Origin of the sequence: Mucilaginibacter sp. R-33, from assembly GCF_049949235.1 — a bacterium.
In the GTDB taxonomy this organism is placed as follows: Bacteria; Bacteroidota; Bacteroidia; order Sphingobacteriales; family Sphingobacteriaceae; genus Mucilaginibacter.
The window spans coordinates 1-13,709 of sequence record NZ_CP188089.1 but is presented as its reverse complement, the minus strand read 5'-3'; the positions used below and the strand labels follow the sequence as shown (position 1 = coordinate 13,709).

The 13,709-nt window shown below is 42.0% G+C and carries 15 protein-coding genes; 8 read left to right on the top strand and 7 right to left on the bottom strand.

Annotated elements, in window-relative coordinates:
• Window positions 1-7 precede the first annotated feature (7 nt).
• Window positions 8-661, bottom strand: coding sequence for a glycosyltransferase family A protein (locus ACP26M_RS00075; RefSeq protein ID WP_426585057.1), 654 nt, complete (start codon window positions 659-661; stop codon window positions 8-10).
• Window positions 661-1,977 carry a glycosyltransferase family 2 protein gene (locus tag ACP26M_RS00070; RefSeq protein ID WP_426585055.1) on the bottom strand — a complete coding sequence of 439 codons (1,317 nt, stop codon included), beginning with the start codon at window positions 1,975-1,977 and terminating at the stop codon, window positions 661-663. The genes ACP26M_RS00075 and ACP26M_RS00070 overlap by 1 nt, the downstream gene beginning before the upstream one ends.
• 48 nt (window positions 1,978-2,025) lie before the next feature.
• Here ACP26M_RS00070 and ACP26M_RS00065 point away from each other — a divergent pair, with 48 nt between their 5' ends.
• Window positions 2,026-3,906, top strand: a complete 1,881-nt coding sequence (locus tag ACP26M_RS00065; protein WP_426585053.1) for an ABC transporter ATP-binding protein — start codon at window positions 2,026-2,028, stop codon at window positions 3,904-3,906.
• Window positions 3,907-4,011: 105 nt separating this feature from the next.
• On the opposite strand, the gene ACP26M_RS00060 is transcribed toward ACP26M_RS00065, so the two are convergent.
• The 3 genes from ACP26M_RS00060 to ACP26M_RS00050 are packed head-to-tail and all read right to left on the bottom strand — an operon-like array spanning window position 4,012 to window position 6,399.
• Window positions 4,012-4,377, bottom strand: coding sequence for a CoA-binding protein (locus ACP26M_RS00060; protein ID WP_426585051.1), 366 nt, complete (start codon window positions 4,375-4,377; stop codon window positions 4,012-4,014).
• On the bottom strand, window positions 4,370-4,852 hold the full coding sequence (locus ACP26M_RS00055) for a DinB family protein (RefSeq protein ID WP_426585049.1): 483 nt from the start codon (window positions 4,850-4,852) through the stop codon (window positions 4,370-4,372). The genes ACP26M_RS00060 and ACP26M_RS00055 overlap by 8 nt, the downstream gene beginning before the upstream one ends.
• A complete protein-coding gene (locus ACP26M_RS00050; RefSeq protein WP_426585047.1) occupies window positions 4,849-6,399 on the bottom strand; it encodes an NAD(P)/FAD-dependent oxidoreductase in 1,551 nt (516 codons plus the stop codon). Before ACP26M_RS00050 ends, ACP26M_RS00055 begins: the two co-directional genes overlap by 4 nt.
• A 508-nt stretch (window positions 6,400-6,907) precedes the next feature.
• Here ACP26M_RS00050 and ACP26M_RS00045 point away from each other — a divergent pair.
• The 6 genes from ACP26M_RS00045 to ACP26M_RS00020 all read left to right on the top strand — a co-directional run bounded on the left by ACP26M_RS00045 (window position 6,908) and on the right by ACP26M_RS00020 (window position 10,691).
• Window positions 6,908-7,483 carry an RNA polymerase sigma factor gene (locus tag ACP26M_RS00045; protein ID WP_426585045.1) on the top strand — a complete coding sequence of 192 codons (576 nt, stop codon included), beginning with the start codon at window positions 6,908-6,910 and terminating at the stop codon, window positions 7,481-7,483.
• A 290-nt stretch (window positions 7,484-7,773) separates the two neighbouring features.
• Window positions 7,774-8,355, top strand: coding sequence for a LemA family protein (locus ACP26M_RS00040; RefSeq protein ID WP_090528807.1), 582 nt, complete (start codon window positions 7,774-7,776; stop codon window positions 8,353-8,355).
• Between the two features lie 127 nt (window positions 8,356-8,482).
• Window positions 8,483-8,917 (top strand): TPM domain-containing protein, encoded by a 435-nt coding sequence (locus ACP26M_RS00035; protein WP_426585043.1) that lies wholly within the window; start codon window positions 8,483-8,485, stop codon window positions 8,915-8,917.
• Between the two features lie 11 nt (window positions 8,918-8,928).
• Complete coding sequence (locus tag ACP26M_RS00030; RefSeq protein WP_426585041.1) at window positions 8,929-9,717, top strand: TPM domain-containing protein; 789 nt, start codon at window positions 8,929-8,931, stop codon at window positions 9,715-9,717.
• A gap of 25 nt (window positions 9,718-9,742) precedes the next feature.
• Window positions 9,743-10,147, top strand: a complete 405-nt coding sequence (locus tag ACP26M_RS00025; RefSeq protein WP_426585039.1) for a hypothetical protein — start codon at window positions 9,743-9,745, stop codon at window positions 10,145-10,147.
• On the top strand, window positions 10,140-10,691 hold the full coding sequence (locus ACP26M_RS00020; RefSeq protein WP_426585037.1) for an NUDIX hydrolase: 552 nt from the start codon (window positions 10,140-10,142) through the stop codon (window positions 10,689-10,691). The genes ACP26M_RS00025 and ACP26M_RS00020 overlap by 8 nt, the downstream gene beginning before the upstream one ends.
• A 5-nt stretch (window positions 10,692-10,696) precedes the next feature.
• Here the strand turns inward: ACP26M_RS00020 and ACP26M_RS00015 are convergent, their stop codons facing one another.
• Window positions 10,697-11,152, bottom strand: coding sequence for a nuclear transport factor 2 family protein (locus ACP26M_RS00015; protein WP_426585035.1), 456 nt, complete (start codon window positions 11,150-11,152; stop codon window positions 10,697-10,699).
• 155 nt (window positions 11,153-11,307) lie between these two features.
• Between ACP26M_RS00015 and ACP26M_RS00010 the strand changes: the two genes are divergently transcribed.
• Window positions 11,308-12,192: a PhzF family phenazine biosynthesis protein gene (locus ACP26M_RS00010; protein WP_426585033.1), complete on the top strand. Its 885-nt coding sequence runs from the start codon at window positions 11,308-11,310 to the stop codon at window positions 12,190-12,192.
• Between the two features lie 92 nt (window positions 12,193-12,284).
• On the opposite strand, the gene dnaA is transcribed toward ACP26M_RS00010, so the two are convergent.
• Window positions 12,285-13,709, bottom strand: a complete 1,425-nt coding sequence (gene dnaA, locus ACP26M_RS00005) for a chromosomal replication initiator protein DnaA (protein ID WP_090528828.1) — start codon at window positions 13,707-13,709, stop codon at window positions 12,285-12,287.

The window sequence follows — 13,709 nt, the reverse complement described above, 5'->3', positions numbered from 1 at the left end:
TGTTTGGTCAGGATTGCAAGGTATCATAAAAATTGTTCTGAGCTTCCTGTCGGTCAAGGTTTTTAATGTGCATCAGGCAATATTTCTCATTTTTTCGCGGCAAATAGCAGCTTTTTTCAAAACCATACAGCTCTTCATGTACCTTATTTTTCCATTTGATATGCCCGTTTAGTTTAAGGATCCTAAACTGGTAGTCCGGAAAATTAACGCGGTTTAAATCATCAACCGTCCAGTTCCATTTTTGTATATGCGCCTCTGTAAGCCCTTCAACAATATTAACCCTCGGTACCAGGAAGCAATCGCAATCTGGCTTCTGATACAAACGTTTTTTTATACGTTTGATAAGCGTCTTCTTAGGGATTTCATCGGCATCTATCTGAAACAGGTAGTCGCTGGATGCATTTCGCACCAGGTTATTTTTAAACGATGCAAAATTGCTGTTAAGCTTCGCCTTTAAATGTAATACACGATGCTTATATTGTTCAATTACCGCAGTAGTTTTTTCATCCTCCGTAGTAATGTCCTGCAATATTATTACCTCATCATTTTTATCAATGTTTTTAAGCAAATGAGCCAGCAACTCGTTTAATTGCTCATATTCGTTACAAACGGTTATGCCGTACGATATGCTTATTTTATTTTTGTAAAAACTGAAAAACATTATTTTCTTTTAATGAGCAGGTGTTCATAAGTCGCAAAGTTAGATATCCTGATCCGGAAAATATTCTTTTTAAATATCATATTACCTAATCCTAATATCTTGTAAACTATCGCCGTTCGTTTTTGTCGTTTGCGTGTAATTATACCGCTCAGATTTGCCAGGATCTCCAGCGAGCGCGCACTAAATTTCTTACCATCAAAAAAAACAAGGATATCATTTTCTTTTTTTTGATGGTATGATTTTATCTTATTATTTAAATTAAACAGGGTATTCCGTTGCTCCCGATCAATATATTCGTCGAAATCACCATCTACATAAACAGTAGCACAAAGTGGTTCTATTTTTTCAAGCAACTCTGTGCTTCCATTCTTTACTACAAACCCGACGTCGTATTTTATTTTTACTGCCGATGAATTTTTGAAACCCCACTTCCTGAAAAAATTACGGTTGGAGTTGCGTTCAATCTGCATGGTACGATTTTGATACTCCTCCGAAAATCTGGATGTTTTACTAACAAAGTGATAACACAATGCATTAACTGTTACATACCCTGTAAGGCCGAGCAAACCAAGCCTTATAATCATATCATCATCCTCACAAAACATCGGATTGTATAAAGGATCAAATCCACCGATATCCAACAGTGTGTCCCTCAGCATACAGAAAAAAAAAGTTGTAGCATCGTTTTTAATATCGGGCTGATTTTTGTTTTGAATATCAGTAGCGTACTTGTAAAACCCGGCAATATCAAAGGTATTCATATCAACTCCAAAATCTTTTACAAGTTTGCCAGGCCTCTCATCATCAGCAAAAATGGGAGGTTCAACAGTGGTAAATTTGGTAATATTTTGTTCTGATATACTTTTCTCCAGGGCTTCAATAAAATTGGGGGCAATTATAATATCGTTATGTAATAACGCAACGTATTTTTTTGTAGCTATTTCGATACACTTGTTATAGGTATCCGAAAATGTTTTTTCTTCAGTCGAATAATAATATCTAACATTGCTGTCATTCAAACTATCTAACCATAAATGGGTTCCGTCGGTACTATTGTAACTTGTAAAAACAATTTCAACATCAGGGTAAAGCGCGCGGGTAGTAGCATAGAAGTTTTTACTGTAGTCTAAATTATTCTTAAGTCCTACCAGTAATGCTATATTATTATTCATTTTTTTAACGTTGATATGCCTGATATAGTTAAGCATGATCTTTGATAAAGGTATAATAAAATTAGGTAGTTTCTTAAATGGCACATTTTCTATACCCTCGTTAAGGCTTACCCGGGATACCGGATCTGTTCTATATTTTCGCACCTTTTAATTACTTAATTACTATTAGCTTTGCACTTTTAAAATTATTTAATGAAGATTTATTTCAGGCTTCTGTCCTTTGCCCGTCCTATAGGGAAATTCGCGTTCCCTTATTTTATATGCACGTTGTTTTCGGTAATATTTAATACGCTCAATATAGCGTTGCTTGCACCCTTACTTACTACAATTTTTGATAAACACGCTGCAAATGCCGTAATTGTTAAACCCAAAAACTGGTGGGACCCTATTAAGGACTTTGAATTTTTCGCTCATACAGCTAATCAACATTATGGCCCGCTTGGCGCTTTAAAGTTTGTTTGCATAGCAATCGTTACATCAGTTTTACTGAGTAATTTATTCAGGTATTTATCGCAGCGCATAATGGAAAACCTGCGTATTTATACATTGCTTAACCTTCGCCGTACTGTATTTAACAATGTAATGAACCTGCACCTTGGTTATTTTAGTAATGAACGCAAGGGCGATATCCTTTCAAAAATTTCGGCAGATGTACAGGTGGTGCAGTTTTCGGTTACCGGTACTTTACAGGTTGCTTTCAAAGAACCTTTTCAATTGATAGCCTACCTGATAATGCTGTTTGTAATATCCGTTAAACTAACCTTGTTTTCCATGCTGATAATTCCTGTTTCGGCGTTTATAATATCGAGGATAGTTAAACGGCTTAAAGAACAGGCCGCCGAATCACAACAAACCTATAGCAACATGATCAGTAATCTTGATGAAGCATTATCGGGTATTAAGATCATAAAAGCATTTAATGCTGTTTCATTTATAAAAAACCGTTTCGATCACGAAAACAAGGAATATTCAAGAATTACCCGATCAATGGCCAAGAGGCAGCAAATGGCCTCGCCTGTATCCGAATTCTTAGGCGTTTTAATGGTTGCCGGCATCGTGTTATATGGTGGCTCGCTAATTATAAGCGGTACCGGCACTTTAGCCGCCTCGGATTTTATCGTTTATATTGCCCTTTTTTCGCAGGTTATGCGTCCGGCTAAAGCAATTTCAGATTCTTTTAGTAACATTCACTCCGGCATAGCAGCAGGCGAACGCGTACTGGCGCTGATAGATGAGAAACCACTAATTGTTAACGCTCCTGATGCCACAGAACTTACCGGCTTTGAAGACAAGGTTACATTTGAAAATGTATCATTTGCTTATGCAGTTAAACCCGATGTTAAGCAATCCGCTGATACCGGAAAGCCATTGATTGAAACTGAAAAATATGTACTTAAAAACATTAACTTCGAAATTCCGAAAGGAAAAACAGTAGCCCTGGTCGGGCCATCCGGCGGAGGAAAATCAACTTTGATGGATCTGCTGCCCCGGTTCAGTGAGCCTCAATCTGGTACGATCTCTATCGATGGTAAAAATATCCAAACCGTTACCATGGAATCATTAAGAGCTTTAATGGGTATAGTTAACCAGGAGTCCATTTTATTTAATGATACCATTTTTAACAATATCGCTTTTGGTAAAACAGGTGTAACGCAGGCAGAGGTTGAAGCGGCTGCGCGAATAGCCAACGCTCATAATTTTATTATGGAAACGCCAAATGGCTATCAAACCAATACCGGCGACCGCGGCACAAAATTGTCCGGCGGCCAGCGCCAGCGGATCTGTATTGCGCGCGCGGTGCTCAACAACCCGCCAATCATGCTATTAGACGAAGCTACCTCTGCATTGGATACCGAATCCGAAAAACTGGTACAGGAAGCATTGAACAACCTAATGCAGAACCGGACCTCGCTTATAATAGCCCACCGTTTAAGCACCATACAAAATGCAGATATCATTCTCGTTCTTGAAAATGGCTGCATTGTTGAACGTGGCTCGCATTTGGAATTATTGCAAAACAATGGTTTGTACAGGAAACTGATAGATATGCAGGCCTTTAACAGCGGAGAGTGAGTTGAGAGTCCAAAGTCATAAGTCCTAAGCCCTACAAGTTCAAAGTATTAATCTGATCATGTCTGACAGACATCCGACTTTGAACTATCGACTTAGACTTCGAGCTTAATACTGTCCTATCGATAACATTACCAACGTACAGGCATATGCTGTTTCAATACCTTTTTCATTGGCCTTGCGTCTCAGTTCGCTGTTTTCAGTACCAGGGTTAAATATGATCCTTTTAGGCTTTGTGTTCAATATATAATCATACAGCGGAGGCTGATTCTGCGGGCCAATGTACAGCGTTATAGTATCAATATCGCGGTGTATGGTTTCGGGCTTTTCGATAGGCACACCGGCAACCTCTCCTGTTTTTATGCCAACATTAACAATGGTATGTCCACTTTCAACCAAACGGGTAGCCGCAAAATTGGCATACCTGCTGGTATCGGGCGTTGCCCCTAATATTAATGTTTTTTTATTAGCCATTGATCATCCTGTTTAGTAAAGCAATTTGCGCGGAATGATAAATATGGTGCTGTATCAAACCCGCTACCTGATACTCGTAAGTTTCGCCATTCTCATCAGCTCCCGGTTTACCGGCGACAATTTCGCCCCATCTTTCTTCCGGAAAGTTTTGGATAAAACCTGCCAGGTTTACATTCACCAGCTTTATATCTTCAACAATCCATTTCCACTTTTGTTCGTCGGGCAGGCCGGGTTCAGGCCAGTCACCACGAACCGGCAACTGTGCGTCCATGCCATTCATGCGGTCTATTACTTCTTCCGTCCATCCGGTCATGTGCAAAATAATAGCGGCAATATTATGTATTGAGCCGGCCGGCTTTTCATAGGCAGCTTCAAAACTGATATTATCAACAATGTAATAAACCGATGGGCCATACCATGGTTCGCCGGATAAAACACTTTCAAGCTGGTTAAATAATTTTTGAGATGTTGTCATGATAATATTTTTAAAGCAGCAGTTGCGCAATTAATCCCATCAATAGCAGCAGAAATTATACCACCCGCATAGCCCGCCCCCTCTCCGCAGGGAAATAAACCTGTGATCTGCGGATGTTGCAAGGTTTCCCTATCCCGCGGAATTTTCACAGGAGATGATGTACGCGATTCAACGCCAACCAAAATGGCCTCATTGGTATAATAGCCTTTCATTTTTTTACCGAATACCGGCAGCGCTTTACGTAAGCGCTCATTGATCCACCCCGGTAAAATTTCTTTCAGTTCAACGCTTTTAGTACCGGGCAGGTATGAATTAACAGGCAAATCGTTTGATAAACGGTTCTGTACGAAATCAACCATGCGCTGGCCGGGTGCTACAAGATTACCGCCACCGGCTACAAAAGCAGCCTGTTCAACCTGCTTCTGAAAATTAAGCATCTTGAAGGGGTTGTTATCGTTGCCCGCAACATCTTCCAGGTCAATCTGTACAACCGTACCCGAATTGGCGAAAGGGTTGTTCCGTTTTGACGGACTCCAGCCATTTACTACGATCTCGCCGGCTTCTGTTGAGCAGGGCGCAATGATACCGCCGGGGCACATGCAAAAAGAAAACACACCGCGGTCATCAACCTGTTCGACAAGGCTATAGTATGATGGCGGCAGATCAGGGCCACGATGTTCACAATGGTATTGTGCACGGTCAATTATTTCCTGCGGATGTTCTATCCGTACCCCCAAAGCAAAAGGTTTGGCCTCGATCAGGATATTCTGGCTGTGCAGCATTTCAAACACATCCCTTGCTGAATGGCCCGTAGCCAGGATCACAGCGTCAGCCATGATCTTTTCGCCCGCTGATGTTTTCACACCTTTAATTTTCCCAAAATCAACCAACAACTGGGTTACTTTAGTATCAAACATAATTTCTCCACCAGCGTTCAGCACTGTTTCGCGCATAGCAGTAATGATTTGCGGCAGTTTATTGGTGCCGATGTGGGGGCGGGCATCAATCAAGATATCTTCGGCCGCCCCATGGGCCACAAACATTTTAAGCACCTGGTTCACGTCTCCCCGCTTGGTTGATCGGGTATACAGCTTACCATCCGAATAAGTACCTGCGCCGCCTTCCCCAAAACAATAATTTGATTCGGGGTTAACGAGGCCTTGTTTGTTGATATTAGCCAAATCGCGGCGGCGTTGTTTTACATCCTTGCCCCGTTCAATAACAATTGGTTTTAATCCAAGTTCGATGCATTGCAGCGCGGCAAATAATCCGGCCGGGCCTGCACCAACGATGATTACTGGTCGACCAAATTGTACGTTGGGGTAATTAACATTAAAAATTTCGGGTTGGTAGGCCTCCTGCATAAACACCCTTACCTGCATGCGGTAAACCACCCGGCGGCCGCGCGCATCAATGGAACGCTTTAAGATTTTTAACGCCGTAATATTTTTCAGGGGAATTTTCAGCGCTGCTGACGCCAGTTGCTTTAAAACTACTTCGTCTTCCTGTTGCCCGGGAGGGCAAACTATCTCTGTTTCTCTTGTCATGACTGATGCCGGGTTTTTATCCCGGATGGTGCAAAGTTAAGAATCCCCCTCTAAATCTCCCCCAAAGGGGGAGACTTTGATCAGCAATTTTTACCTGAGCTCATTTTCACCCGGAAGCTGTATCATAATCAAGATTAGCCTCTTTTTCTTATTAAGCTTTAGGCGGTATATAGTTTTGGGTTGGATTGACGCTGCTAACAAATGGGGGTTAACAGGGTTAACAGAATTCAGGGCTAACATTTGCATATATATATAACAATCAAACAATTGGGCGTTTTTTGTCCAAAAAAAAGTTAACCCCCATTTTGTACAAATATTATCGGCTAAATTTCAATTATTACCCCCATTCCGTTAGTGCTCAATACGCTCAAAACCGTTCGGCTTTGCACAATGACCGTACGCTATCGAACAGTTTTAAAATCCTATAAAAAATAATTTACTGAAAATCAATTAATTACAAAATGGCACTTAGATTGGCATGCAGCTCATGTATTTAAATAATAAAACAATGACTACCGCCGACGAACGCTTACACATTATATGGAATGGCTGCATGACTAACGACAGGAAGAGCCAGGAACAATTATACAGGTTATTAGCACCACGTATGCTCGCAGTTTGCATGCGTTATGCAACCGATAAAGACGAAGCCCAGGATATATTACAGGAAGGTTTTATAAAAATGTTCCGCAACATGAAAAACTACCGGGGCGAAGGCAGTTTGGAAGGATGGATCCGCCGTATCATGGTACATTGTGCCATATCACGTTATCGCAAATTAAAGCCAATAGTTTTGGTTGATGATTTTGCAGCGGAAGAAGCTGCCGTTATACCTATCAGCAGCTCCTATAATGATAATGGACTTGAAGCTAAAGACCTGATGAAACTGGTACAAAAACTACCAAAAACGTATCGGTCTGTTTTTAACATGTACGCCATTGAAGGTTACTCGCACCAGGAAATAGGCTCATCCCTGGGTATGAGCGAGCTATTATCGCGTACCACCTTACACCGCGCCCGTACATTGTTAAAAGACATGGTAGCCAAACTAACCATGCGCGAAGAACATTGCCTGGCAGGATAAACCGGTCTCGCCATTAACCTTATACAAATCATTTACAAAGACGCAGCCCCTGATGGGGCTTTCTGCTTTTATGGGGCAAAAGAACAGAACATTATCATTTCCCATATCTCACGCCTCATATCTCAAATCCATCTAATTATTTCTCATATCGCACATCTTAGGCCTCACATCCTTCTATAATTTACCAAAAAGCCGTAACTTGACACCTTGTCAGCAACTCATGCCCTTTGTAACAACGGTACGTAATTTGCACTCTAACCCCAAACGTCACAAAAACACACGAAAAACAAATGAAAAAGTTATTCTCGGTTATATTAATCATAGCTGCAGCTATGTCCTTAAGTTCATGCAGCTATAACAGCATGGTTAAATTGGATGAAACTGTTAAAGCCAAATGGGGTGCAGTACAAAGCGACTATCAGCGCCGAAGCGACTTGATCCCTAACTTAGTTAATACCGTAAAAGGCGCAGCTAATTTTGAAAAAAGCACCCTTACAGCTGTGGTTGAGGCACGTTCAAAGGCAACATCGGTGCAAGTTGACCCCAACAAGCTTACACCCGAATCAATAAAAGCATTCCAGGCTTCACAGGGTGAGTTAAGCGCGGCCCTGGGCAAATTGCTTTCCATTACCGAAAACTATCCCGATCTGAAATCGAACTCCAACTTCCACGACCTGCAAATTCAATTGGAAGGCACCGAAAACAGGATCAATGTATCGCGCAAAGATTTTAATGACGCCGTGCAGGAATACAACAGCAAGATCCGTTCGTTCCCGGCCAATATAACTGCCAAAATGTTCGGTTTCTCCGAAAAGGGTTATTTCACTGCCGAACCAGGCGCCGATAAAGCCCCTAAAGTAGAGTTTAATTAATTTGATGGAATTACACCGATTGTTTTGTTTTTTGATTTTACCGATTTTTTGAAGGTTAACGAAATACCTGGTAATTGGTGAAATCAAAAATCAATCGGTGAAATCCCAAAAATAATCATAAAAATATATGGCTGTATTTAACGAAGAGGAACAGCAGCGCATCCGCAAAGCTATTGAAGATGCTGAGCACCGCTCGTCGGGCGAGATCAGGGTTTGCATCGAAAAGCGGTGCAGCGAAGATGTTCTCGACCGTGCTGCAAAATATTTCCAGCAGCTCAATATGCATAAAACCAAGCTCAGGCATGGAGTGCTCGTATACGTAGCTACTGTCGACCGTAAATTTGCCATCATAGGCGATGCGGGCATTAATCAGGTAGTCCCACCCAATTTTTGGGACACAACCCGCGATGATATGCTACAGCATTTTAAATATGGCGATATAGTTGAGGGGATTGTAACAGGCCTGAAAATTGCCGGCGAGCAACTGCAAAAGTACTTCCCTCACCTGGACGGCGATCAAAACGAACTTCCCGATGACATTGCCTTTATGGATGGCGATTAAAAACTAAAAACATGTTCAAAAAATTTATACTGTTCTTCGGGTTTATACTTTGCGTGATTGCCGCAACGGCTCAGGATTTCCCGCAGCGCTCAAATACCCTTGTTACAGATTATACCAATACCTTAAGTCAGGCTGATAAACAGCAGTTGGAGGCTAAATTAGTTGCCTTTAACGATTCTACCTCAACGCAAATTGCAGTAGTGATCTTAAAATCTGTTGGCAACTATGATATTAACGACTATGGAGTTCAACTCCTGCGTAAATGGGGCATCGGACAAAAAGATAAAAACAACGGTGTATTGGTGCTTGTAGCTATCGGCGACCGTAAAATGAGCATTCAAACCGGCTACGGCGCCGAAGGCGCCTTACCAGATATTGTTACGCAGGACATTATTCAAAACGACCTTAAACCACACTTTAAACAAGGCGACTACTATGGCGGACTTGATGCAGGAACCAACAGCATCATCAAAGCTATGAAGGGCGAGTATAAGGCGGCAAAAAAACAAAAGCAAAGCAATGGCGGTCCGGCGGGTTTTATAGTTATTGTCATAATCGTAGTTATCCTGATCCTGGTGTTCCGCAACCGTGGGGGCGGCGGCGGCAGGCAGATCATCGGCCGCCGGGGGGGTGCAAGCCCGTTCTGGTGGTTCCTTGCTGGTAATATGCTTGGCGGCGGAGGCCGGAGCGGCGGTGGCGACTGGGGAGGCTTTTCCGGTGGCGGCGGTTCTGGCGGAGGGGGCTTCGGTGGTTTTGGCGGCGGAAGCGGCGGCGGCGGCGGTTCAAGCGGCAGCTGGTAGTCACTCACTGTACAACATCCTAACCATGCAAAAAGACTACATCTTACGCGAGATCGAAAAGATCATATATTCGATATCAAGGCTGGCAGGTTTCAAAAACGCCGTAAACCCCGAAGCATTTGATCAACATGCTGATCAAATGCTTCGGGATGAGTATGATCTAAAATTGAACGATCTACTTAAACTAACCATCGAAGATTTTGACATTTTACTCAACGAGAGAAACTATTCGGCGGAAAAACTGGATGCTTTAGCTCAATTGTTATATATGTATTATGAACCTTTTGCAGCTAATGACGAAACCTTAGCCGGTCTACAAAAGGTCATTTCTATATTTAACCGGCTGGAGAAGAATCACAATCGTACATCATTCGAAAACATAAACAAGCGTAACGCTATCTATCAATTTCTGCAAAACAACTATGAGTAAAGACCTCACCTGGAAACTACTTTCATCATCATACATCCATAAAGGCCCATGGGCTACCCTCCGCATCGACAGATGCGAAATGCCAAACGGTAAAATTGTTGAAGATTATTATGTACTCGAGTATTCAAACTGGGTTAACGCGGTAGCCATAACCGAAGACAATAAAGTATTGATGGTGAAACAATACCGTCATGCCGCAGATGTTATCTCGCTCGAAATTCCGGGCGGTGTGATTGATGCCGGCGAAGAACCTGTACATGCCATACGTCGGGAATTGCTGGAAGAAACCGGCTACCAGTTTGACGAATTTGAATTGATCTGCACCGTATACGGCAACCCGTCAACAGCTAACAATAAAACATTTACCTATTTAACCAAAGGCGGCAAAAAAGTACAAGGCCAGCACCTTGACGAACTGGAAGACCTGATTGTTGAAGAATACACTATTGAAGAGGTAAAACAATTATTGCTCAACAACGAAATAAAACAGGCTATGCATTGTGCCGGGTTATTTTATGGAATGATGAAGTTGGGGGTGACGTAATAAAATCACTCCGGGCAATTATCCTTGCGCCTTGTATCAACTATGTAAATGATCTTCCAGCCATCTGTGGTTTTCATTAGCTGAAAAACGTCCACCCCGCAATGGCTGTATTTGTCATCTAAATAAAACTTATATGGCGCCCAAACGCTGGCCAGCGGGCCATCAATTTTGATATCGGCAAAGGTTACTCGTTCATCATAAATACCTTTGTGCGGCGTGCCAACCATTTTAACAAAGTCATCAGGGTTTTCAATTTCCAAAGCTGTTGAGCCATCTTTTTTATTGGCTACGCTATGAAAAGCGATTCCTTTAGCAAAGGTGGATCTAAGCATCGTGCTATCGCCCTTACGCATGGCATTAAACATGGTATTGATGGTTTGCTTAATAGCATCCTGCTCCGTTTGCTGGGCGAAGGATTGGAACGACAATAAAATAAATACTGCGAGGATAAGTTTTTTCATAACTAAATATACCTCATTTGTAATCAAGTTGATATGCTGATTTAATCATTTGCTGATAAGAGAAAAAAAACTAATCCAGTCCTTCTTCATTTTTAAACTGGGCTGACATTTACCCTGAAAGCCTTCACTACTTTGCACAAGCAAAAATCTATCAAATGAAAAAATTACCTTACTACATACTTGATGTATTCACCCACCAACCATATAAAGGCAACCCGCTGTCGGTAGTGTGGTGTGACGACGAGCTGGAATTATCTCAATACTACAACATAGCCCGCGAATTCGGCTATTCCGAAACATCCTTTGTACGGTACTCTGATGCTGAAAAATTATTGAAGGTACGTTCATTTACTCCGGGTAATTATGAGGTTGGTGGCGGCGGTCATAATTTGCTGGGCGCTGTATCCCTGGCTTTGCTTAAGGGATGGGATATTTTTAACGGTCAGGGTGATGAGCATTGGGTAACTATGAAGAATGAAAAATTGCCCGTTGTGATCAGTGAAGAAAACGGCCTGATACTGGTAGCAGTAAAACAGCAGGCTGCGAAGAACCTTGGTACTATTAGCCCGGAAATTGTGGCGCCAGCACTCGGCTTAGAAACAAGCGATCTGGAATTAAATAACTGGAAGCCTACCATCATGAAAACAGAAGTAGCCCACACCATGGTTCCTGTAAAAAACAGAGCGCTGCTTAATCAGGCTATACCCAACCCTGATAAGCTCAAAGAAATTTCAAAAAATTACGGCTTTGAAGGGTTTTACTTATTCACAACCGATGTTTCAGAGGGTGACTATCTAACCGAAACCCGCTTTTTTAACCCCGCATATGGCATTGATGAAGATCCTGCCACTGGAACAGCTGCCGGTCCCCTTGCCGGATTTTTGCAGCAGGTCAGTTACATAAACACCAACCAGGATTATACAATTTTGCAGGGAGTATTGGTAAATCATCCATCTACCATCCATATCAAGGTAACAGCCGAAAATGTGCTGGTAAGTGGCTCGTCAGTAATTGTAATGGAAGGCACGTTGTTTTTATAACACCGCGTCAATGAATTTTCAGGGATAGCATAGTTAAACAAAAAAAGCCCTGCATGAGATGCAAGGCCTTCGTATGTTAAATGTCGTGTTTATTACGACATTTTCAATTTCTTCTGAATATCGGCAACATACCCTTTAAATTTCTTATCGGTATCGATCAAATCTTCTACAGTTTGGCAGGCATAGATCACGGTTGAGTGGTCGCGACCGCCAAAGAAATGACCTATTGATTTCAATGAGCTTTTGGTATGTGCTTTGGCCAGGTACATCGATATTTGACGGGCCTGTACAATTTCGCGTTTACGGGTTTGTGATTTTACCATTTCAATAGGCACTTCAAAGTACTCGCACACTAAACTTTGGATATACTCCATCGAAATTTCTTTAGATGAGTTCTTCACAAAGTTTTTCAACATTTGTTTAGCCAAGTTCAGGTCAATCTCCTTGCGGTTAAGGGTTGATTGTGCCAGTAATGACACCATGGCGCCTTCCAGCTCACGTACGTTATTATCAATATTATGGGCAACGTATTCGATCACATCGTTTGACAGATCGATACCATCCTGGTAAATTTTGTTCTTCAGGATAGCCATACGGGTTTCCAGGTCAGGGATCTGCAAATCGGCAGATAAGCCCCATTTAAACCTCGAAAGCAGACGTTCTTCCAAACCAGCCAGATCCTTAGGCGCTTTATCTGATGTAATGATCAGTTGTTTGCCCGATTGGTGCAGATGGTTAAATATATGGAAGAAGAAATCCTGTGTTTTTTCTTTGCCGGCAAAGTTGTGCACATCGTCCATGATCAGCACGTCAATAGCCTGGTAAAAGTTCACAAAGTCGTTAATGTTGTTGTGCTTTAAGGCATCAACAAATTGCTGCGTAAATTTTTCGCATGATACATACAGTACCAGTTTATCGGGCAGGGTGCGCTTAATTTCGTTACCAATAGCTTGTGCCAGGTGGGTTTTACCCAAACCTACACCGCCGTAAATCATTAAAGGGTTAAATGAAGTACCTCCGGGTTTAGCGGCAACGGCATAACCGGCAGAGCGGGCCAAACGGTTGCAGTCACCTTCAACAAAGTTTTCGAAGGTATAGTTACGGTTAAGCTGAGGGTCTACGTTCAACTTTTTGAGCCCGGGTATAACAAAGGGGTTTTTAATATCCTTGTTAATTGAAATAGGTATCGGCATACTCTGATGTTTTGAATCAGCGCCATTTCCGTTTGAAGGCATATTAGTTGTGTATGGTTTACTTGATGATTGCTCAACAACTATATTATACTCTAAACGTCCTTCGTCGCCCAATTGTTTTTTTATTGTCTTGCGCAGTAACCCTACATAGTGCTCTTCAAGCCACTCGTAAAAGAATAAACTTGGTACTTGTATGGTTAATACGCTTCCCTCCATTCTCAAAGCTTTTATCGGCTCAAACCAGGTTTTAAAACTCTGGGCCGGTATGTTGTCTTTGATGATCTGAAGGCAGCTATTCCAAACGTTCGTACAAGTTTTTTCCAT